Source organism: Frankia sp. EI5c, from assembly GCF_001636565.1.
In the GTDB taxonomy this organism is placed as follows: domain Bacteria; phylum Actinomycetota; class Actinomycetes; order Frankiales; family Frankiaceae; genus Parafrankia.
Window position 1 is genome coordinate 189,682 of the sequence record NZ_LRTK01000005.1, and the last position, 21,635, is coordinate 211,316.

14 protein-coding genes and 8 pseudogenes are annotated in these 21,635 nt (G+C 74.0%); 6 read left to right on the forward strand and 16 right to left on the reverse strand.

Features of this window, described 5'->3' with window-relative positions; translation table 11 throughout:
• The first annotated feature begins 257 nt into the window (after positions 1 to 257).
• Both murC (UG55_RS02495) and UG55_RS02500 read left to right on the forward strand, forming a co-directional pair.
• Positions 258 to 2,018, forward strand: coding sequence for a UDP-N-acetylmuramate--L-alanine ligase (murC, locus tag UG55_RS02495; RefSeq protein ID WP_083986321.1), 1,761 nt, complete (start codon positions 258 to 260; stop codon positions 2,016 to 2,018).
• A 111-nt stretch (positions 2,019 to 2,129) separates the two neighbouring features.
• Positions 2,130 to 2,579, forward strand: a complete 450-nt coding sequence (locus tag UG55_RS02500; protein WP_066062141.1) for a nitroreductase family deazaflavin-dependent oxidoreductase — start codon at positions 2,130 to 2,132, stop codon at positions 2,577 to 2,579.
• 125 nt (positions 2,580 to 2,704) lie between these two features.
• On the opposite strand, the gene murC (UG55_RS02505) is transcribed toward UG55_RS02500, so the two are convergent.
• The 16 genes and pseudogenes from murC (UG55_RS02505) to UG55_RS31485 form a co-directional block, all read right to left on the reverse strand.
• Positions 2,705 to 4,189 (reverse strand): UDP-N-acetylmuramate--L-alanine ligase, encoded by a 1,485-nt coding sequence (gene murC, locus UG55_RS02505; protein ID WP_066062144.1) that lies wholly within the window; start codon positions 4,187 to 4,189, stop codon positions 2,705 to 2,707.
• Between the two features lie 11 nt (positions 4,190 to 4,200).
• The gene (gene murG, locus UG55_RS02510; protein ID WP_066062640.1) at positions 4,201 to 5,331 is read right to left on the reverse strand and encodes an undecaprenyldiphospho-muramoylpentapeptide beta-N-acetylglucosaminyltransferase; all 1,131 of its coding nucleotides are present in this window, start codon (positions 5,329 to 5,331) and stop codon (positions 4,201 to 4,203) included.
• A gap of 91 nt (positions 5,332 to 5,422) precedes the next feature.
• Positions 5,423 to 6,332, reverse strand: a 910-nt coding sequence (locus UG55_RS02515) for an FtsW/RodA/SpoVE family cell cycle protein (RefSeq protein WP_242423623.1), incomplete at its 5' end; no start/stop codon positions are given.
• 1 nt (position 6,333) lies between these two features.
• Positions 6,334 to 6,458: pseudogene (locus UG55_RS31455) on the reverse strand (hypothetical protein); the annotation flags it as partial.
• A 1-nt stretch (position 6,459) separates the two neighbouring features.
• A pseudogene (locus tag UG55_RS31460) lies at positions 6,460 to 6,808 on the reverse strand (putative lipid II flippase FtsW); the annotation flags it as partial.
• A gap of 57 nt (positions 6,809 to 6,865) precedes the next feature.
• The gene (gene murD, locus UG55_RS02520) at positions 6,866 to 8,425 is read right to left on the reverse strand and encodes a UDP-N-acetylmuramoyl-L-alanine--D-glutamate ligase (RefSeq protein ID WP_066062643.1); all 1,560 of its coding nucleotides are present in this window, start codon (positions 8,423 to 8,425) and stop codon (positions 6,866 to 6,868) included.
• Positions 8,426 to 8,526: 101 nt separating this feature from the next.
• Positions 8,527 to 9,594, reverse strand: a complete 1,068-nt coding sequence (mraY, locus tag UG55_RS02525) for a phospho-N-acetylmuramoyl-pentapeptide-transferase (protein ID WP_066062150.1) — start codon at positions 9,592 to 9,594, stop codon at positions 8,527 to 8,529.
• Positions 9,595 to 9,601: 7 nt separating this feature from the next.
• Complete coding sequence (murF, locus tag UG55_RS02530; protein ID WP_066062646.1) at positions 9,602 to 11,089, reverse strand: UDP-N-acetylmuramoyl-tripeptide--D-alanyl-D-alanine ligase; 1,488 nt, start codon at positions 11,087 to 11,089, stop codon at positions 9,602 to 9,604.
• A complete protein-coding gene (locus UG55_RS02535; RefSeq protein ID WP_066062153.1) occupies positions 11,086 to 12,618 on the reverse strand; it encodes a UDP-N-acetylmuramoyl-L-alanyl-D-glutamate--2,6-diaminopimelate ligase in 1,533 nt (510 codons plus the stop codon). Before UG55_RS02535 ends, murF begins: the two co-directional genes overlap by 4 nt.
• A gap of 126 nt (positions 12,619 to 12,744) precedes the next feature.
• On the reverse strand, positions 12,745 to 14,463 hold the full coding sequence (locus UG55_RS02540) for a penicillin-binding protein 2 (RefSeq protein WP_396230779.1): 1,719 nt from the start codon (positions 14,461 to 14,463) through the stop codon (positions 12,745 to 12,747).
• Positions 14,464 to 15,281: 818 nt separating this feature from the next.
• Complete coding sequence (locus tag UG55_RS02545; protein ID WP_066062160.1) at positions 15,282 to 16,727, reverse strand: hypothetical protein; 1,446 nt, start codon at positions 16,725 to 16,727, stop codon at positions 15,282 to 15,284.
• A partial coding sequence (gene mraW, locus UG55_RS31465) for a 16S rRNA (cytosine(1402)-N(4))-methyltransferase (protein ID WP_242423624.1) occupies positions 16,724 to 16,952 on the reverse strand: 229 nt, incomplete at its 5' end. The genes UG55_RS02545 and mraW (UG55_RS31465), both read right to left, overlap by 4 nt.
• A 1-nt stretch (position 16,953) precedes the next feature.
• Positions 16,954 to 17,138 (reverse strand): annotated as a pseudogene (gene mraW, locus UG55_RS31470) (16S rRNA (cytosine(1402)-N(4))-methyltransferase); the annotation flags it as partial.
• A gap of 1 nt (position 17,139) precedes the next feature.
• A pseudogene (rsmH, locus tag UG55_RS31475) lies at positions 17,140 to 17,707 on the reverse strand (16S rRNA (cytosine(1402)-N(4))-methyltransferase RsmH); the annotation flags it as partial.
• A 240-nt stretch (positions 17,708 to 17,947) separates the two neighbouring features.
• A partial coding sequence (locus UG55_RS31480) for a division/cell wall cluster transcriptional repressor MraZ (RefSeq protein WP_396230780.1) occupies positions 17,948 to 18,134 on the reverse strand: 187 nt, incomplete at its 5' end.
• 1 nt (position 18,135) lies between these two features.
• Positions 18,136 to 18,379, reverse strand: a pseudogene (locus UG55_RS31485) (cell division/cell wall cluster transcriptional repressor MraZ); the annotation flags it as partial.
• A gap of 588 nt (positions 18,380 to 18,967) precedes the next feature.
• Here UG55_RS31485 and UG55_RS31490 point away from each other — a divergent pair.
• The 4 genes and pseudogenes from UG55_RS31490 to UG55_RS31505 form a co-directional block, all read left to right on the forward strand.
• Positions 18,968 to 19,531, forward strand: a pseudogene (locus UG55_RS31490) (AAA family ATPase); the annotation flags it as partial.
• A gap of 1 nt (position 19,532) precedes the next feature.
• Positions 19,533 to 19,920: pseudogene (locus tag UG55_RS31495) on the forward strand (AAA family ATPase); the annotation flags it as partial.
• Between the two features lie 6 nt (positions 19,921 to 19,926).
• The coding region (locus UG55_RS46595; protein WP_396230781.1) for a DUF58 domain-containing protein at positions 19,927 to 20,663 on the forward strand (737 nt) is incomplete at its 3' end.
• Between the two features lies 1 nt (position 20,664).
• A pseudogene (locus tag UG55_RS31505) lies at positions 20,665 to 21,555 on the forward strand (DUF58 domain-containing protein); the annotation flags it as partial.
• Positions 21,556 to 21,635 lie beyond the last annotated feature (80 nt).

Below are 21,635 nucleotides of genomic sequence, written 5' to 3' on the forward strand. Positions count from 1 at the left end.
CCGGCTCCGAGCCCGCGGCCTTGGAGACCGAATGGAGCGGGGAAGCAGCCGAGCAGCCTCAACCTTCACCGTCAGCTAGACGGTTACAGTTATGTCAACTTCCGACTGTGGATCGGACAGTAGGCACGGCTTCGGCAGTGGTCAAGGAAGCTGTCGGCGCGTCACACGAATGGGATTCACGTCCCCTTCGTCACACCGCCCCGCACCCGCCCGGGCGCCTTCGCCGAGGACCGGCCCGGTGGTGTGTACTGCGTGGCGTGACCGGTCAGAAATCCACGGATCTCCCGACGGACATTCCGGCCGCGCCGGCGACCGGGCCGGCGCCGAGCGCGCCCGCGGCCGGGCGGCCCGAACGAGCCACCGGAGCCGACCAGGCCGCCCGAACCGGCCAACCCGCGGGCGCCGACCACCTCGCGGGCACCGGCCGGCCCCGACGGGTGCACTTCCTCGGCATCGGTGGCTCCGGCCTCTCACCGCTGGCCCAGATCCACCTGGCCGGCGGCGGCCAGGCCTCCGGCAGCGACCAGGAGGACTCGCCCCGGGTCGCCATGCTGCGGGCGCTTGGAGTGCCGGTCCGGGTCGGACCTGCCGCCGACGCCGCGGCGCTCGCCGCGGAGCTGCGCGGGGCCGAGGTCGTCGTGGCGTCGAGCGCGCTGCGTGACGACCACCCGGAGGTCCTCGCCGCCCGCGCGCTGGGCATCCCCGTCCGGCGGCGCTCCGACTGGCTTCCGGAGCTGACCGCCGCCTACCGGCTGGTCGCGGTCGCCGGCTCCCACGGCAAGACCACGACGGCCGCCATGCTCACCCTGGTGCTGCGGGCCGCCGGGCTGGACCCGACCGCCGTCATCGGCGCCGAGGTGGCCCAGCTGGGGGGCAGCGCCCTCGCCGGCTCGGGCGACGTGTTCGTGCTGGAGGCCGACGAGTACGGCGGCGCGTTCGCCGGGCTGGACCCGGAGATCGCCGTGATCACCAACGTCGAGTGGGAGCACCCGGACCTCTTCCCGGACGAGGCGTCGGTGCAGGCCGTCTTCACCGACTTCGCGGCCCGGGTCCGCCCGGGCGGCCGGCTCGTGGTCTGCGGTGACCATCCCGGCATCGGCGCCGTGCTCGACCGGCTCGACCGGCGCCGGCCCACCGCGGATGTCCCCGGCCAGGACCTGCCCGGTCAGAACACTCCCGGCCGGGACGTGCCCGGCCAGGACAGGCCCGGCCAGCCCGGCGCCGCGGCGGCCCCGGCACGACGGATCGACTACGGCTTCGCCGCGGGCCGGACCTGGCGGGCGGTCGACTACGCCCCCCGGCCCGGCGGTGGCTCCCGGTCGACGGTGCTGCGGGCCGGTCAGCCTGTCGGCGAGCTGTCGCTGGCGCTCCCCGGCCCGCATGTCGCCCTGAACGCCCTCGCCGCGCTCGCCACCGCGGTGGAGCTGGGGGTGTCACCCGGGACCGCCCTCGCGGCCCTGGCCACCTACGCGGGGGCCGCCCGGCGTTTCGACACCGTCGGGCGGGTGACCACGCCGGGTGGCGCGACCGTCGAGATCGTCGACGACTACGCCCACCACCCCACCGAGATCCGCGCCACGCTGCGGGCGGCCCGTGACCGCGCGGCGGGGCGGCCGGTCTGGGCCGTCAGCCAGCCCCACACGTTCAGCCGGCTCGCCGCGCTGCTCGACGACTTCGCGACCGCCTTCGGCGATGCCGACCGGGTCTACGTGACCGACATCTACGCGGCGCGCGAGACCGACGACCTCGGCCTGCACGCGGCCGACCTGGCCGCGAAGATCGACCAGCCGGCCGACACCGCGTACGTGGGGTGGCCGGACCTGACCGACCGCCTCGTCGCCGACCTCGACGCGGCCGCGGCCCGGGGGGTTCGGGGAGTGCTGCTCCTCACCCTCGGGGCGGGCACGATCACCACCGTGGGCCCGCGCCTCGTCGACCAGATCGCCCACGGCGCCGGAACCCGCCTTTCCGGTGACAACGGGACAGACACCCAGGACGCGACCGGCCCGACTTCGTGACCCTGTAGAGCAGCCCCCTGCGTGAATGGTTGACTGCGCCGCGTGACGTTCGCCGGTGAGTGGCCCGTGCACCCGCCCACCGGCCCCCAACGGCGAGGGTGAGGACCGAGGATGACCGAGACGCGGGACGCGCACAGTCGTGGATTCGACTTCAGGGTGGTCAACCAGGCTGTGATCACCGAGTACCGGGCCACGGGCGGCAAGCTGGAGAAGACCCTGGCCGGCTCGCGGCTCCTGCTGCTCACCACCATCGGCGAGCGCACCGGCCAGCCGCACACCACGCCGCTCGGCTATGTGACGGACGAGGATCAGCGGCTGGTCGTCTACGCCTCGAACATGGCCGCCGCCGCCCACCCGCAGTGGTACCGCAACCTGCTGGCGCAGCCGAAGGTCACCGTGGAGCTCGGCGCCGAGCGGTTCGACGCCCAGGCGTCCACCGCCACCGGAGCGGAACGTGAACGGCTGTACACGGCGCTGGTCGAGGGCATGCCGGGGCTGCGCACCCATCAGGACCAGACCACCCGCGAGATCCCCGTCGTGGTGCTGGTCCCGGTGCGCTGAGCGGCCCGCGCCCGGCCCTCGCCGCACTCCCCGACGTCAGGGGCGCCGACACTCCGACGTCCCGACGTCCCGACGCACCGACATGGCAGCCGGACCGCGGGACAGCCGACCGGGTGGCCGCCGGACTACTCCCGAGCGGCTGGGCTGGGGGCCAGCAGGCGCAGCAGCTCGGGGCCGATCTGCGTCACGTCGCCCGCGCCGAGGGTGAGGACGAGGTCCCCCGGACGGGCCCGGTCCATCAGCAGACCGGGTACCGCCGACCAGGACGGCTCGTAGACGACCTGGGCGTGCCCGCCACGGGCCGCCGCCGCGACCCGCGCTCCCCCGGCTCCCGGCTCCGGCGGCTCGGCGCCCCCGTAGACGTCCATCACGACCACCACGTCGGCGGACCGAATCGCGGCGCCGAGCTGTTCGGCGAGCAGCGCCGTGCGGCTGTACAGATGCGGCTGGAAGGCGACGACGACCCGGCCGCCACCGGCCTGTTCCCGCGCGGTGGCGATCGCCGCGGCGACGCGGTCCGGGTGGTTGGCGTAGTCGTCGACCACCCGGACCCCGCCGGCCGAACCCACCGGCTCGAACCGGCGGCGCACCCCCGCGAAGGAGGCCAGGCCGGTCAGCAGGCCGTCGGCGGCGGCGCCGAGGGCGAGACCGGTGGCCAGCGCGGCCGTGGCGTCCAGCAGGTGGTGACGGCCGGGCACCCGCAGGGACAGCCGGCCGAGCCGGACCCCGCGGACGACGATCTGTGCGCTGGTACCCGCGGGCGAGGTCTCCGCCGCGACGATCCGCACATCCGCCGCCGGGCCGAAGCCGTAGCCGGTCAGCCAGGGCGAGCGCCCGCCCGGGCCGCCGCCGGACCCCCCGCCCGGGCCAGTCCGGGTGGGGCGGGAGCGGGCGGCCGCCGTGGCCAGCGCCCAGCCGGCCTCGTCGTCGACGCAGGCGACCAGGAAGCCGTCGGGGTCGACCCGGCTCAGGAAGGTCGCGAACGATGCGTGCAGCGCGGGCGTCGTCCGGTACCAGTCGAGATGCTCGGCCGCGACCCCGGTGAGCACCGCGCCGTGCGGCTGGAGCTGCCAGAAGGCACCGCCGTCCTCGTCGGCCTCGACGACCATCAGGTCGGAGCTGCCCGCGTGGGTGTGCGAGCCCGCCTCGCCCGGATCGCCGCCGACCGCGAAGGTGAGGTCCTCGCCGCAGGCCTGCAGGGCCGCGGTGAGCATCATCGCCACGGTCGTCTTGCCGTGGGATCCGGCGACCGCCACCCCCCGGTGCCCCTGCATGAGCCCGGCGAGCGCCGCGGAGCGGGTCAGGACCCGCAGCTCGCGCCGCCGGGCCTCGGCGAGCTCCGGGTCGTCTGGCCGCACCGCCGGCGCCACGACGACCAGGTCGACCCCGTCGAGCCGCTGGCCGACGTCCGCGCCGGCCGGGTCTCGGCCCACCGTGACCGGGATGCCCAGTGCCCGCAGCGGGGCGAGCCGGCGGGACTCGACCGCGTCGCTGCCGGACACCAGCGCACCCCTGGCGACCAGCAGCCGGGCGAGGCCGCTCATGGCCACCCCGCCGATACCGACGAGATGCACCCGCCGCCAGCCCTCGGGAAGATCTCGTGCCGTCATGCCGCCAGCCCTCAGCCGGCCGCGTGCCTGGGGCCCGCGTGCCGCCGGGTCGCCTCGGCCTGTCTGATCATTTCGACGATCGCGTGCGCGGCCTGCGGATGCCCGGTGCCCGCGCAGGCCGCGGACATCTTCGCCAGCCACTCCGGCGACGTCAGCACGCCGAGCAGGTTGGCGGTGATCCACTCGGAGCTCAGCTCGGCGTCGTCCACCAGCAGCCCGCCGCCGGCCTCCACCGTCGGCAGCGCGTTGCGCCGCTGCTCGCCGTTGCCGTGCGGCAGCGGGACGTACACCGCGGGCAGGCCGACCGCGGCGAGCTCGGCGCACGTCATCGCGCCGGAGCGGCACAGGACCAGGTCGGCCGCCGCGTACGCGGAGGGGATGTGGTCCAGGTAGGGAACCACCCGGTACGGCGCGGGCAGACCCGGCGGCAGGGCGGCGGCGACCTCGTCGTGGTTCTTCGGCCCGGTGGCGTGCAGTACCTGGACGCCCGCGGCGGTCAGGGCGCGCGCGGCGCCGACGATCGCCGTGTTGAGCGAGCGGGCCCCCTGCGACCCGCCGAACACCAACAGCGTCGCGCGGTGGGGGTCGAGGCCGTAACGGGCCCGGGCGGCGCGGGCCGCCGGTGCCGAACGGTCCAGGGTGAGGATCTCCGCGCGCAGCGGGATACCGGTCAGGGTGGCGTTGCGCAGCGGGGTGCTCGGGTAGGAGGTGGCGACGAACGGGGTGAGCCGCGCGCCGACCCGGTTGGCCAGGCCCGGCAGCGGGTTGGCCTCATGCACCACGATCGGCAGCCGCAGCCGGCGGGCCGCCAGATAGGCCGGCACCGCCACATACCCGCCGAAGCCGACGACGACGTCCGCGCGGACATCCCGCGCTGCCGCGCGCGCGGCACTGACCGCGGACAGCAAGCGGCGCGGCACGCTCAGCAGCGCTGGTGTCGGCCGCCTGGGCATGGGCACCTTCGGGACGGTCGCCAGCTCGTACCCGCGGGCCGGGACGAGCTTCGCCTCCAGCCCGGTCTCGGTGCCGAGCAGAGTCACCCGGACCCTGGGGTTGGCCGCGCGCAGCGCGTCCGCCACCGCAAGGGCCGGTTCCACGTGGCCGGCAGTTCCGCCGCCGGCGAGCAGCACACTTCGCAACATCGGCTCTGACGATTCCACATCGGCGCCGGCCACACGCAACAAGGTGGGCCGGGAGCGTCGGCGCGGCACCGGCGACGGCGCGGGCGACGGGTCAGCCGGCCTCATGCACGATCTCGGCAGGCTCCGCCGCCCGGCGCCGGCGCAGCCAGACCCGGTTCGCCCGGCTGGCTCGGCGGGCCTCGGCACGCTCGGCGAGGTAGCGGGCGGCGTCCGGCTCGCAGCGGGCGAAGGCCAGCAGCATGCCGAGCGCACCCATCGTCGGCAGCAGCGCCGACCCGCCGAACGACACCAGCGGGAGGGTCACCCCGGTGATCGGCAGCAGGCCGACGACAGCGCCCATGTTCACCACCGCCTGCGCGATCAGCCACGCGGTCACGCCGGCCGCGGCGAGCCGGACGAACAGGTCGTCGCTGCGGTGCGCGATGCGCAGGCCGGCATAGCCCATCACCCCGAACAGCGACACCGTCACCAGGCTGCCCAGCAGGCCCAGCTCCTCGCCGATGATCGCCAGGATGAAGTCGGTGTGCACCGCGGGCAGCAGGTCCGGCCACTTCTCGGTGGACGCCCCGAGACCCTCACCCCACCAGCCGCCCGAGGACAGCGCGTAGATGCCCTGGACGGCCTGGAACCCCGTGTTGTTCGGGTCGGCGAACGGATCGCGGAACGACATCAGCCGCTCCAGCCGGTAGGGCGCGCTGACCGCCAGCACGGTCGCCGCGGCCACCATGCCACCCAGCAGGCTCGCGTAGATCCGCAGCGGGGTGCCGATCACCCAGAGCACCGCCAGCGGCACGACGGTGACGCAGATCGAGCCGCCCAGGTCCGGTTCGAGCATCAGCAGCAGGTCGACGAACAGGAAACCGGGCACCACCGGGATGATCAGGTGCTTCCAGTCCACCAGCAGCCTGCGCTTGCGGACGAGCACGTCCGAGCACCACAGCAGCAGCGAGATCTTCGCGAACTCGCTCGGCTGCAGGGTGTACGGGCCGATCGGGATCCACNGCCGGGCACCGTTCTCGACATGCCCGATACCGGGCACGAGCACGGCGAGCAGCAGCAGGACCGTCACCCCGAGCAGCGGGTACGCCGCCGCGCGGAACACCCGCACCGGAAGACGGCTGGCGATCNTCAGCAGCGGGAGGCCGATACCAGCCCAGGTCGCCTGCCGCAGGAACAGCACGTAGGACGAGCCGAAGTCCTGGAACGACCGCACGCTGGACGCGGAGAGCACCATCACCAGCCCGAGCAGCAGCAGCAGCCCGGCGGACGAGAGCAGCAGGTAGTACGACGCCATCGGGCGGTCGAGCAGCGGGATCCGGGAGTCGTCGGCCCAGCCCTGCCCGTCCGCCTCCGCGCCGGACGGATCGGGCACTCCGGATGCGTCGGGCACGCCGGAGACACCGGGCACGGCGGCGTTGCCCGCGCGCCTGGATCCGGCCGCGACACTCGCTGGTCCGCCTGTCCGTGCCCCGGTCATGCGACCGCTCACCCTCCCACTCCCCGGCCCGCCGGTGGAACGGGTTCGCCGGTGCCGTCAGCCTCCCCGTGCCCGCACGGCCGCGGCGAACAGGTCGCCGCGCTCCGCGTAGTCACGGAACATGTCCATCGAGGCCGCCGCGGGGGCGAGCAGCACCGTGTCGCCCGGTGCCGCGAGCTTCATGGCGGCCTCCACCGCATCGTCCATCCCGGCGGCGCGTTCCACGGGGACATCGGGGGCGTGTCGGGCCAGAGCCGCCGCGATCTCATCCGCGCACCGGCCCATCAGGACCACCGCGCGCAGGGTCCGGCGGGCCGTGACCACGAGATCGTCGAAATGCAGGCCCTTGTTCAGGCCGCCGGCGATCCATACCACCGATGGGTACGCGCGCAGCGAGGCCGCCGCCGCGTGCGGGTTGGTCGCCTTGCTGTCATCCACGTAGCGGACGCCGGCGAGGTGGCCGACCGGCACGTTGCGGTGGGCCCCGGGCCGGAACATCGCGAGCGCGGCTCCGATCGCGGCCGGGTCCACCCCGTCCGCGCGGGCGAGGGCCGCGGCCGCCAGCGCGTTGGCGAGGTTGTGCGGCCCGAGATCGGCACCGACCGCCGGCGGGGTGGACCCGGCCGCGATCGGCGCCGCGCCCCACCCCACCACCGCGGCACCGGCCCTCGCGCCACCGCCGCCGACACCTCCACCGCCGACACCACCGCCGCCGGCACTTCCGCGGCCGACACCTCCGTCGTCTACACCTCCGCGGCCGGGTGACCGCCCGGCCGCGCCGAGTTCGGCCACCGCGATCAGCCGGCCGCCGGAGAACGCCCGGTCCACCAGGTAGCCGTCGACCACGGTCAGATCCGGCCGGGGGTCACCATCCGGGTCCAGGCCGAAGGTCACCCGGGGGCCCGGGGCCCGCGACAGCAGGTCCAGGCTCGCGGGATCGTCCGCGTTGCCGACCGCGACCGTCTGCGGATGCGCCCAGATCCGTGCCTTGGCCTGGGCGTAGGCGGACGCGCCTCCATGCCAGTCCAGATGATCCGGGGCGACGTTGAGGATCGCGGCGGCGCGCGGGGCCACGGTCGAGGTGTAGTGGAGCTGGAAGCTCGACAGCTCGACCGCGAGGGCGTCATAGGGCGGCCGGGTCTCGACCGCCGTCACGATCGGGGTGCCGATGTTGCCGGCCGTGGTGGCCCGCCGGCCACCGGCCAGCAGCATCGCGCCGAGCATCTCGGTGGTCGTGGTCTTCCCGTTGGTTCCGGTGACGGCGAGCCACCGGGACAGCCCGCGCCACCGCCAGGCGAGCTCCACCTCGCCCCACACCGGCACCCCGGCGGCGGCGGCCGCCCGCAGCAGCGGCGTGCCCGGCAGCACCCCGGGTGACGTCACGATCAGGGAGGCGCCCGCCACCTCCGCGGGCAGGCCGGCGAGCCGCACCTCGATCCCGGCCTCGCGGAGCCGCGCGGCCGCCGCGCGCTGGCCGGGGCCGTCCGCCGCGTCGAGGGCGAGCACCCGGGCCCCGCGGGCCGCCAGCGCCTGCGCGGCGGCGGCGCCGGAGACGCCCACCCCGACCACCACGACCGACCGTCCCGACAGGTCGGACGCGTCCGGCACACCGGACATCCCCGCGGCCGCGGCCCCCTCCGGATCACCGCCGGTGCCGGCACCTCCCCCGAAGGCCGTGCCCCCGCCGGCGTCCCGTCGCGATCCGGACGTACTCATCGTCAACCGCCCCCGTGGGAAAGGAACTCGGCATAGAACAGTCCCAGGCCGAACGCGACAGCGAGCCCGGAAACAATCCAGAACCGGATGATCACCGTCGTTTCGGGCCATTCGGCGAGTTCGAAGTGATGGTGAATGGGCGCCATGTTGAACACCCGCCGCCTCGTCGCCTTGAAGAAGGCGACCTGGATCATCACCGAAAGAGTCTCGATGACGAACAGGCCACCCAGGACGAACAGCAGCAGCTCGGTGCGGCTGACGATGGCGATGCTGGCGAAGGCGCCACCGAGCGCCAGTGAGCCGGTGTCTCCCATGAAGATCTTCGCCGGGCTGGCGTTCCACCACAGGAAGCCGAAACAGGCGCCCATCGCGGCGGCGGCCACCAGCGCCACGTCCAGTGGGTCCCGCACGTAGTAGCAGCCCTGGGTGAGCGCTCCCGGCTCGCAGAGGTTGCCGAACTGCCAGAAGGAGATGACCACATAGGCGCCGAAGACCATCGCCGAGGTGCCGGCCGCGAGACCGTCGAGACCGTCGGTGAGGTTCACCGCGTTCGAGGTGGCGGCGATGATGATCCAGGCCAGCAGCGGGAAGCCGATCAGCCCGACGGTGAACCCGGTGTCCCGCACCACCGAGATGTAGGTCGAGCCGGGCAGCAGGCCGGCGTCGTTCTTGAACCGCACCGCCAGCAGCCCGAAGGCCAGCGCGACCGCGGCCTGACCGGCGAACTTGGTACGGGCGGTGAGCCCGAGGCTGCGCTGCTTGCGGATCTTGATGTAGTCGTCCAGGAAGCCCACCAGGCCCAGGCCGGTCATCACCATCAGGACCAGCAGGCCCGAGGCGGTGAAGCCGATCCCGGTGGCCAGATGCGCGATGAAGTACCCGGCCAGGGTGGCCACGATGATGACCGTACCGCCCATGGTGGGCGTGCCCCGCTTGGTCAGGTGGCTTGACGGCCCGTCTTCGCGGATCTCCTGGCCGTAGCCCTGCCGCCGGAAGAAACGGATCACCGACGGGGTCCCGAGCAACGAGATCACCAGCGCGACCAGCGCGGCGATGAGAACGCCTCTCACGCGAACGTCACCCGCGCGTGTCGGGCTCGCCGGAGTGTCCGACCGTGTTCCACCTGTACTCGGTCCCCTCGATCCCGGCGCCCACGGCGCCGTCCCGCCGGCCTGACCGGCCGGCACCACCACCCGCGGCCAGACCCGCGGCCACCCTTTCGAGCCCGAACGACCGGCTCGCCTTCACCAACACCACATCGCCCGGGCGGACCCGCCCGGCCAGGTACGTCAGAGCTTCGTCCACGCCGGGAACCCAGATCGACTCGCCTTCCCAGCCGGTGGCCGCACCGGCGGCCTCGTGGACCCCCCGGGCACCGTCACCGACCGCGACCAGCCGCGGCACACCGAGCTCGGCGACGAGCCGCCCGAGCGCCTGATGGGCCTCCTCGGCCTCCCCGCCGAGCTCGCCCATCGGCCCCAGCACCGCCCACGCCCGGCCTTCACCCCGGATATCCAGCAACGCCGCCAGCGCGGCCCGCATCGACTCGGGGTTCGCGTTGTAGGCGTCGTTGAGCACCACCACACCACCCGGGCTGGTGGTGACCTCCATGCGCCAGCGGCTGCGCGGGCGGGCCCGCTCCAGCGCCGCGGCGGCGTCGGCCGGCGCGAGACCGAGACCGATCGCCACCGCCGCCGCGCCCAGTGCGTTGGCGACCTGGTGGCCGCCGACGAGCCCCAGCCGCAGCCGGTGCCGCTCGCCGGCCGCCAGCAGGTCGAACGCGGCCCGCCCGGTACCGTCCACCTCGATCGCCTCGGCGCGCACCGCCGCCGCCTCGCGGGAGCCGAACGTCACCACCTCCGCCTTCGCGCGCGTCGCCATCGACGCCACCAACGGATCGTCCGCGTTGAGCACGACCAGGTCACTGGCGGCCTCGGCCAGCTCGCCCTTGGCCGTGGCGATGCCCCGCCGGCCGTTCGCGTACTCGCCGACATGCGCCGAGCCGACGTTGAGCACCAGCCCGACATGCGGGCGGGCCAACGCGCACAGCGCCGCGATGTGCCCGATGCCGCGCGCGCCCATCTCCAGCACCACGAAACGGGTGTCGGGCTCGGCGCGGAGCATGGTCAGCGGGAGACCGATCTCGTTGTTGAACGAACCGTGCGCGGCGACCGTCGGCCCGAGCCCGCTGAGCAGGTCCGCCAGCAGGTCCTTCGTGGTGGTCTTGCCCGCCGAGCCCGTCACGCCGACGACCGTGGCCGCCCAGCGGTCGCGGGCGCTCGCGGCCAGTGCCGCCAGGCCCACCGCGGGATCGGTGACGATCACTGCGGGCACGCCCACCGGGCGGGCGGCCAGCACGGCCACCGCGCCGGCGCCGACGGCCGTGGCCGCGAAGTCATGACCGTCGGCCCGTTCCCCGGGCAGCGCCACGAACAGCGCTCCCGGGGCGGCCTGCCGGGAGTCGATCACCACCGAGGTGACCAGGGCCGCCGGGTCCGTGCCCGTGCAGTCGGCCAGCCGGCCGCGGGTCGCCGCCGCCACCTCGGCCAGGCTCAACGCGATCACAGGGCCGCCCGCAACGCCGCGCACAACACCTCGCGGTCGTCGAACGGCGTGATCACACCGGCGACGTTCTGCCCGGTCTCGTGCCCCTTGCCGGCCACGACGACGGCATCGGCGGGCCCGGCGGCGGCGACCGCCGTCGCGATGGCGGACGCCCGGTCGGGCTCGACGACGAACCGCCCGGGGCCGGCGGCCCCGCGCGCGCCGGTGACGATCTGGTCGAGGATCAGCGCGGGGTCCTCCGACCGCGGGTTGTCGTTCGTGAAGACCGCGAGGTCCGCGAGCCGGGCGGCGGCCGCACCCATCAGCGGCCGCTTGGCGCGATCACGGTCGCCGCCGCAGCCGAGGACGACGATGACCCGCCCCGGCACCAGCGAGCGCACCGCCTCCAGCAGGGTGACCACCGCGTCGGGCGTGTGCGCGAAGTCGACGACGGCGAGGAACGGCTGGCCCGCGTCCACCCGCTCCATCCGGCCCGGGACCCCGGACAGCGAGGAGATCCCCGCGGCGGCCGCCTCCAGCGGGACGCCCACCGCGGCCAGCAGGGCAAGCGCCCCCAGCGCGTTCGCCACGTTGAACCGGCCCGGCAGGGCGACCGAGACGTCCGCCTTCGCGCCGTCCGGGCCGAGCGCCCGGAAGACCGTCCCGGCCGGTCCGGCGACGACGTCCCGGGGCCACCAGTCGCCGTCACCGCCCGTGGTCGAGTAGGTGAGCGCGTCCGGCCGCAGCCGCGCGAGCCGGCGGCCCCACTCGTCGTCGACGCAGACCACCGCGGCGCCGGTGCGTTCGGGTTCGAACAGAGCCGCCTTGGCCGCGAAGTAGTCCTCCATCGTCGGATGGAAGTCGAGATGGTCCTGGCTGAGATTGGTGAACGCCGCGCCGGCGAACCGCAGGGCGTCGACCCGGTGCTGGGCCAGCGCGTGGCTGGAGACCTCCATGGCCGCGGCGGTCGCCCCGCGCTCGACCATCACCGCGAGCAGGGCCTGCAGGTCACCCGACTCCGGTGTGGTCCGCACCGACGGGACGCTGGTACCGGCGACGCGGGTCTGCACCGTCCCGAGCAGGCCGGTGGTGTGGCCGGCGGCGCGCAGGCCCGCTTCCAGCAGGAACGCCGTGGTGGTCTTGCCGTTCGTCCCGGTGACGCCCAGCAGAACCAGCGAGTCCGACGGGTGGCCGTAGAGCCAGGCGGCGGTCGGGGCCAGGTCGCGGCGAGGGTCGTCCGTCGCGAGCACCGGCACCGAGAGCCGCCCGGCGAGCCGGGCCGCCCCCGCCGGGTCGGTGAGCACCGCCACGGCGCCTGCCTCCACGGCGGCCACGGCGAAGTCCGCACCGTGCGCGTTGGCACCGGGCAGAGCCGCGTACAGGTCGCCGGCCCGCACCGCGCGGGAGTCGTGGGTGACGCCGGTGAGCAGCACGCCGGCGGGCGCCGGCGCGGCGGGATCGAACGTGACGTCAGCGGGGCGCAGGACGTCAGGCAGAGCGGTGAGCTGCCGCGCTGACGGCGCCGCCGGACGTAGTGCCGGGGTGGTCACGGAGACGACCTTAGTGGGCGGCGGCTCGGAGGATCCGCACGGGCGTCGTGGACGCCGGTGGTCCACCGACCCGGCCTGACCGTTTCCGGACACCCGGGGCGGGACCGGGCGCTGGCTGGCACGGTGCTACGGGTCCAGGCTGAGGATCAGCCGCTCCGGCTGCGTCCCCGGCGGAGGCACGCCCAGGGAAGTGAGGGCGAAGCTCATCACCTTGGCGAAGACCGGCGCGGCGATCTGCCCGCCGTAGTACCCGCCCTTCTGCGGGTGGTCGAGCACGACCTCCACGACGACCTGGGGGTCGTCCGCCGGGGCGAAGCCGATGAAGGACGAGATGTACCCGTCGTAGCGCCCGCTGACCGCGTCGTACCGCTTCGCGGTGCCGGTCTTGCCTGCCACCCGGTACCCGGCGACCTCGGCCAGGGGCGCGGTGCCCTCGTCGGTCGCCACGGCCTCGAGCATCCGGGTGAGGGTCGTGGCCGTCTCCGGCGAGATGACCCGGCGCTCGGGTGCGCGCGCGGTCTCCTCGACGACCCCGTCCGGCCGGATGATCGCGTCCACCAGGCGCGGCGCCACCCGCATGCCACCGTTCGCCACGGTCGCGTACACCGAGGCCATCTGCACCGCCGTCGCCGACGTGCCCTGGCCGTAGGCGATGGTCGCCGCCTGGCTGCCCGACCACTGCGAGGCCGGCGGCAGGATACCCGCACTCTCCCCGGGGAAGTCGAGCTCGGTGACCTGGCCGAGCCCGAACGCGCGCATCATCTCCTCCAGCGTGCTGTTCCCGACCTTCTCCGCCACGAGCACGGTGCCGATGTTGCTGGAACGTGCCAGCACACCGGCCGCGGTGAGCTGCTCGATCCCGTGCGGCTCCGAGTCGTTGATCGTCACGCCGCCCCGCTCGATCGACGACGGGACCGTGATCGGCGTCATGGCGTCGATCAGGTTCCGGTCGAGTGCCGCGGCCATCGTGATGACCTTGTTCACGCTGCCGGGCTCGAAGGCCTGGCCGGTGGAGCGGTTCCCGATCGCGTCCTGATCACGGTCGGTGATGTTGTTCGGGTCGAACTGGGGCGCGTCGGCCATCGCCAGCAGCTCGCCCGTCTTCGGCTTCATCACCACGATGGTCCCGCCGTCCGCCTCGGACGCCCGCACCGCCTCCGCGATCTCGATCTGCGCCTGCCACTGCACGTCGTTGTCGATGGTCAGGCGGAGCGTGGAGCCGTCGATCGGCTCCTTCTCCATGCTCTGCGCCGAAGGGATCTCCCGCCCGGACGGGTCGGCCTCGATCTGCCGGCGGCCGTCCGTGCCGCGCAGCACGCTGTCGTAGGCGAATTCCAGCCCGCCGCTGCCCTTGAGGTTGTCCTCCCTGTCCCGAGTGGTGAAGCCCACGAAGTTGGCGCCGAGCGTCAGCTTCGGATACCACCGCCCCCGTTCCTCCAGGACCCCGATGCCGGTCAGGTCCAGCTTGTCCACCTCGTCACCGACCGCCTTGTCGAGGCCACGGCCGAGGTACACGAAGCGCACCTGGGGATCCTTGGGCGTCATGAGCTTCCGCAGCTCGTTCTCGGACCGGCCGAGGATCGGGGCGAGGCTGCGGGCCGCCGCGGTGACCTGGGCGTCCGACACCATCAACAGCGGGTCTACGTAGACCGCCCGGTTCTCCACGTCCTTGGCCAGGCGGTCGCCGTGCCGGTCGATGATCATCCCGCGGTCGGCCGGCAGCACGGACTTGCGCCGTAGCTGGTCATGTGCCTGCTCGGCGTAGTTCGACGAGGCGAAGCCCTGCAACTGCGCGAGCCGACCGGCGAGTACCACCAGCGTGGCGATCATCAGGACGATGGCCACCCGGATCCGGCGGCGCGGACTGGCGAGCGCGAAGGGCCTCGGCGGCCGTGGTGGCGTTCCTCCCAGTCCTCGCCGCCCGGGCACCGGGCGGCCACGGGCCGGCCCGCCGGGCCGCGGCCGTGGGCGGTGACCAGGTTGCCGTCGAGTCGACCCCGATCGGCGGACGGCCGGTTCGGTGGAGGAGATGTACCCGTCCCGCTCGTCCCGCTCGTCTGCCGCCGGCATCCGCGCGGAGGACGGGCGGGGCGCTCCACCGCGCGTTGACGATGCACGCCCGCCTGCGCCTCGGCCGGAGGCACCCCGGCCGGCTGCTGACCCGCGCGTCGACGCACCGCGGGCGGACCCGCCTCCGGCGGACGATCCGCGGCGGGGCTGCCGCCGTTGGGTTGACCTGCCGTCGACCTCGGCACGCTGGCCCGCGCCCGTCCGGGCGGAACCACCCGTCCGGGGGGAACCACCCGTCCGGGCGGTGGAGGTCCGCCTTTCGCGGCCGGTGGCGACGGGCCGCGGCCGGCGGGCCGCGGCCGGTTCGCGGTGGACGTCTTCGCCGTCCCGGCCGTCGTCGTGCAGGTCCTCACTGCCCGGCTCCGGGCGTGGCTCACGGCGGACCGGCTGCCGGCGCGCCGGAGTGGTCCGGGAAGTCTCGCGGCGGGACGAGCCGGTCCGATCGGACCCGCGGTCCGGGTCACGGCCGGAGAACCTGCGCACCGACGGGTCGAGCAGATCGTCACCGTCGGAACGCGGGCCCCCGTGGGCATCGGTGACCAGGCGCAGCCGGGAACGTCCACGGCCGGACGAGGGCCCGCGGCCCGTCGAGCTCACGGACCGGTTACCGCCTCTCCATCGGTTTCGGTGGCACGGGCGGCTTCGGTGGCACGGGTACCGGCGCCAGGGCCGGGCGCGGCCGCCGACTCCGAGCCAGCCGTCAGAGCGGTGCCCTGCTGCTGCGGTGGGGTCGCCCCCTGAGCTGGCGGCGCGCCCTGGGCCTGGCTGGCGCCGGCCGCGGCCTGGTCGGTTCCCGCGCCGGCGGGGTCGTCGGCGGCCGGAGGAACCACGACCATCAGCGTCCCGTTACCGGCGGCCAGCACTCGCGCACCCGGGGGAAGCGGTGCGTCCACGGGCAGAAAATCTGGCATCGGACCGCGAACCATCCCGAGCTGATCGGCGAGGGCGGCGAGTTGCCCCGGGTCCGCCTGCTCGTCGAGCTGGCGCGACAGTTCCTGTTCCAGGCTGGCCAGCTCGGTGGCCTCCCGCTTCAGCTTGTCCGCGTGAAAGGCGTTCTCCATCAGCGCGGTGTTGAGCAGCAGCAGCGACAGCAGCCCGGCCCCCATCAGGACAAGCAGGAGAGCCACAAACGGACCACGCGGCGCGTTCGACCGCCCCGGTACCCGCAGGGCGGACAGCTGGGCCCGGTCAGGTCGCCGCAGTGGCGAGTCCAGCAGCGAGGCGGTGGTCGCGCCGACGGCCATCGACGTGGCCAGCCGCCCGGTACCCGGACGGGTGACGGTGGTGGACCGCGCCGCGCCCGGCCGGCCGGTGCCGGACCTGGCCGCGCTCGAGCGCGCCGAGTTCTGCCGCTCGCTGGCCGAACGCTGCCGCTCGCTGGCCGAACGCTGCCGACCGCCGGCCGAACCAGGCCGCCCGCCGGCCGAACGGGCTGTCCCGGCCCGCGTCGCGCCCGCCCGGGCCGTCCCCGTTCCGGCCCGGGCTGTTCCCGCCCCGACCGTGGCGGGTGACGGAGCACGGCCAGGACCGTCCGGGCGGACCCGGTCCGGCGCGGGCACGGCCCGAGTGGAGGGGGCCCGAGCGGAGGCGGCGTGGGCAGTCGCGGCGGCCCGAGGCATGGGATCACCCGACCGGGTACGAGCCGACCGGGTACGCGGCCCGGTCGGGTCTCGCTCCGAGCCGGTGTACTCGGCCGGGCCGTACTCGGTCTGGGGGTAGGCAGCCTCCGGGTAGGCGGTGTCCGGGTAGGCGGTGTCCGGGTAGGCGGTGTCGGTGTACTCCGCTTCGGCGTACACGACATCGGAATACGCGACTTCGGTGTACGCGACTTCGGTGTACGCGGCATCGGTGTACGCGGCATCGGTGTACCCGTCGCCGACCTGTTCGGCCGCCCTGTCGTACGCGGTGGCGTCGTATGCGTATTCGGGCTGGCTGACCGGGGCACCGCGGCGAGCCGCCCCCGGTTCCCCGGCGCCGGAGACACGACGACCGGGACGGGCCCGACCGCCGCGGGGCAGCGGTTGCGCGGGAGCGGTCATCGGACACCTCCGGTCGGTTTCGGTACGCGGCCCGGCTCGGCCGCGACGCGCTCGGCCGCACGCAACCGGACGGAGCCGGCGCGCGCGTTCTGTTCGATCTCCAGGTCGGACGCCGGCTCCGCGCCGCGGGTCAGCCACCGCAGGGTCGGCCGCGCCTCCGGGGGGATCACTGGCAGGTCCGGTGGGACGGCCGGCACCGACCGCGGCCCCAGCGCCCGCTTGACCNGCCGGTCCTCCAGGGAGTGGTAGGAGAGGACGACCAGCCGACCGCCCACCGCCAGCGCGTCGAAGGCGGCCGGTATCGCCCGCTCCAACACTTCCAGCTCCGTGTTCACCTCGATGCGCAGCGCCTGGAAGGTGCGCTTCGCCGGGTTCCCCCCGGTGCGCCGGGCCGCCGCGGGAATGGCGTCCNGGATCAGCTCGACAAGGCGCGCGGAGGTGGTGAACGGGCCCGCTCGACGCGCGGCCACCACCGCCTGTGCGATCCGCCGCGCGAAGCGTTCTTCGCCGTAGTCGCGCAGCACCCGGGTGAGCGCCGCCACGTCATAGGTGTTGAGCACGTCGGCCGCGGTGGGACCGCGTTCCTGATCCATCCGCATGTCCAGCGGCGCGTCCCGGGAGTAGGCGAACCCACGCTCGTCGACGTCCAGCTGCATGGACGAGACCCCGAGGTCGAACAGCACCCCGTTCACGGCGGGAATGCCGAGCCCGGCGAGAACATCCGGCAGCTGGTCGTAGACCGCGTGTTCCAGGTCCACCCGCATACCCAGGCCGGCCAGGCGGCGCCGGCTGTGTTCCAGCGCACGAGTGTCCCGGTCGAGACCGACCAGCCGCACCCGCGGAAATGCCTCCAGCAGGGCCTGGGAATGGCCGCCCAGACCGACCGTGGCGTCCACCACAACGGCACCCGGCTGGCCGAGAGCGGGCGCGAGCAGCTCGACGACGCGCTCGGTCAGCACCGGCGTGTGCGTGACGTCCACTGCGAACCTCTCGGCCGTTTGTCGGATCTGGAAAATCTCCCCGGACGGGCGCGCCGGTTCAGGTGACGGGAACGCCGTCCATGGCGCGCAGGGTGGTCCTCGGGAAGGGAACGGCCGGCGAAAGTCGTACGCCCAGGTCCCGCCCCGCTCAGTCCGCCGGACGCCGGGGAAGTGGCGTCCGGTGGGAGCGGGGGGAGACCTCGACAGACGACCGGATGGTCACATCGTGCCTGCGAAAACTCAGACGACTCCGGGCAGAACCTCCTCCGACAGCTCGGCGAAGGTCTCCTCCTGGTCCGCCAGATAGGTCTCCCAGCGCTGGGAGTCCCAGATCTCGACCCGAGTATTCGCTCCGTTCACCACACACTCGCGGGACAATCCGGCATAAGCGCGTAGTGGCGGTGGGATGGTGATCCGGCCCTGTCGGNCAGGAACGTCGTCCGCGGCCGAGGAGAAGAACACCCGGCTGTAATCGCGAAGGGCCTTTGCCGTTACCGGCGCGGTGCGGAGGGAGTCGCTGATCCGGGTGAACTCCGCCAGAGGGAACACGTAGAGACAACGTTCCTGCCCCTTCGTGATCACGAGCCCCCCCTCCAGCTCTTCCCGGAACTTCGCCGGCAGAGTGAGCCGCCCTTTGTCGTCCAGCCGCGGGGTGTGGCTGCCGAGAAACACCGGCACCTCCCCGCCCACTCCGACCGAGACGCGCCAGGGCCACCAGACAACGGCTGGTTCACCAGACGACGGCTACCCGCAAGCTCCCCTCCCCCACTGCGCGCCACTCTACTCCACTCCCCCCCACCTCACACCCCCACGACACCCCGCTCCCCCCCACCGCCCCCACTCCGGACGGGTGCTCGCGTATTCGGCCGATCCGAAGGTGGTATAAAGCGGCCAAAAGTTGATGAATCGATCACGGAGCGCAGCCGGCAAATACCGCGAACCCATACGCAGCAACAGCTCGGCGCACTGGACCCCCGCCCACCCCCGGTCCCGGCAGGGGCCATCACCCACCAGTCCCCCCGGACACCCCCGAACGGATGTCACACTCAGNGGGGAGCGGGACGCGCCGCGTTCAGGTCCGAGCAGCTCCGTGGCGACCCGGCGCAACGACTGGGACGCCTGGGGACAACATCCNCGTAACGCCGCTGGCGGCCGGGACACGAGATCCGAGGGAGGCCGACACCGTGGTGACGGAGCCGGGAGTTCTGCGCTGGCATGACCCCGCGGCCGGCATAGATCACCTGTCCGAGGTCGCCGACNGCGTACGGCGCTCGGCGGAAACCGTCATCGACGGCAAGTCCGATGTGATCCGCACAGCCCTGGTCGTTCTTTTCGCCGAAGGCCATCTGCTGATCGAGGATGTGCCCGGCGTCGGCAAGACAATGCTCGCCAAGGCACTCGCCCGTTCGATCGACGCCCGGGTCCGCCGGATCCAGTTCACCCCGGACCTCCTGCCCAGCGACGTCACCGGAGTGAGCGTCTACAACCAGGGCACCCGCGACTTCGAGTTCCGGCCCGGGCCGGTCTTCGCGAACATCGTGGTCGGTGACGAGATCAACCGGGCGGAGCCGAAGGCACAGTCGGCGCTCCTGGAGTGCATGGAGGAGCATCAGGTGACGGTGGACGGCGTCACCTACCGCCTGGAGTCCCCGTTCATGGTGATCGCCACCCAGAACCCGATCGAGATGGACGGCACCCGGGCTCTGCCGGAGGCACAGCGCGACCGGTTCACCGCCCGGGTCTCGATGGGCTATCCCTCCCCCGCCGCGGAGCTCGCGATGCTCGACAACCACGGGCAGAGCGACCCACTGGCCGGTGTCACCCNGGTCACCAACGCGGCAGAGGTGGCCAAACTGGCCGCGACGGTCCGCTCGGTGCACGTCTCGGACGAGGTCCGGCAGTACATCGTGGAGCTCGTCGGCGCCACCCGGCGGCACCCGGAGATCAGCCTGGGGGCGTCACCCCGCGCGGCGCTGCACCTCATCCGGACGGCGCGCGCGCACGCCGCCATCGACCGGCGGGGGTACGTGCTCCCGGACGACGTCCAGGCCCTCGCCAGCGCGGTCCTCTCGCACCGGCTGCTGCTCCACCCCGAGATCATGCTCTCCGGGGAGCCGACGAACGACATCGCCGCGCGGATCGTGACCGACCTGATCGCCCGGCTCCCGGTCGCCCGGCAGTCGTCACCGCGCCCGACGCGGCGCGGTCGATAGAGACACGTGCACGACTATCTCGCCGCGCTACGTGGGCTGACCGTACGCGGCTGTGCCTTCCTGGCCGCGGGTGGGGCGTGCGTGGCCGCCGCCGCGCTCCTCGGCGAGCAGGACCTGCTCGCCGTGGCCGTCATGCTGGCCGCCCTTCCCCTGGTGGCGGCCGGGTTCGTCGCGCGGACCCGCTACCGGCTCGCCTGCACGCGCAGGCTGGACCCGCCGCGGGTGACCGCCGGCGAAACGGTGGCGGTCCGGATCCGGCTGGACAACGTCTCCCGGCTGCGTTCGTCCGTCCTGCTCGTCGAGGACCTGACCCCGCATCTCGGTCACCGGGCCCGCTTCGTGGTGGACCGGATCGAGCCGGGCGGCTCGCGCGACCTCTCGTACTCGATGCGCGCGGAGGCGCGCGGGCGTTATCAGGTCGGCCCGCTGACGATCCGGCTCACCGACCCGTTCGGCCTGTGCGAGCTGGAACGCAGCTTCCGCGGCCGGGACGAGCTCACCGTCGCCCCCGCCCTGGAGCGCATGCCCCTCGTGCCCTCCGTCGGCCTGTCGTCACTCAACAACGAGGTGCGCCGGTCCTCCGCCCGCGCCGGTGACGACGAGTCGACGACCAGGCCCTACCGATCCGGTGACGACCTACGCAAGGTTCACTGGAAGACCACGGCCCGCCTCGGCGAGCTGATGGTGCGCCGGGACGAGCGCCCGCTCACCGGAGCCGCCACCGTGCTGCTCGACACCCGAGCNGAGGCGTGGCCCGCCAGTCACCCGGACGACCCGTTCTCCTGGGCGGTCAGCGCGGCAGGCTCGATCGCGGTCAACCTCGCCCGCAGCGGCTACGGCGTTCGGCTCATCGCCGACACCCGGGTCGCCGCCACCGGGCCCGGCAACGCGGTGGGCGCGCTGCTCGACCAGCTGGCCGTCATCGAGCTGAGCCCGTCGACACAGCTCAACCCGGCGCTGGCGGGCCTGCGCTCCGCGGAGCACTCCGGCATGGTCGTCGTCGTCCTCGGGCGGACCGACCAGGCCACGGCACGGCTGATCGCCGGGGCCCGGCCACGGAACGCCCCCGCCATCGCCGTCCTGGTCGACGTCACGAACTGGGACGGCGACCAGTCCGCTGCCGCCGCCGGCCTCGAGGTGCCCCAGCACATCCTGACCAGGCACGGGTGGACCGTCCTGACCGCCGGCCGGACGACCCGCCTGGCGGACACGTGGCCCACGATCTTCCGACCCGGAGCAGCCGGCAGGCACGGCTACGCGGGCGGCCTCGGCGCGGGGCGGCTCAGCGCGCCCGGTTTCGGCGCGGGTGGCCTCAGGCCCGGTGGCCTCGGCGCGGGCGGCAACGGCGCGGGCGGCAACGGCAACGACGCCGGTGGCAACGGCACGGGCCGGCCCGTCGGTGCGCCCCGGCGGCCGTCGGCCGGGCCCGCGGCGCCAGCGACGGGCCGCACCGGTACCGACGCGCCCGGTGGCCGGGTGCCCCGCCCGGCAGCACCACGAACACCGGCACCGCCGCCAGGCCCGCCACCACCACCGCCACCACCGACGGGGCCGCTCTACCGTCCCGGCTCACCGCACGAACCCTCCGCGACCGTGACCGGCGGTCCGACCGCTTCGGCGGGCCGTGCATGGTGACCACCCGCCCGGGCTCGGCGCTGTTGGGCGCGGCAGCCTGCCTACTTGCCAGCACAGCCCTGGCCCCGCTGTTCGACGGC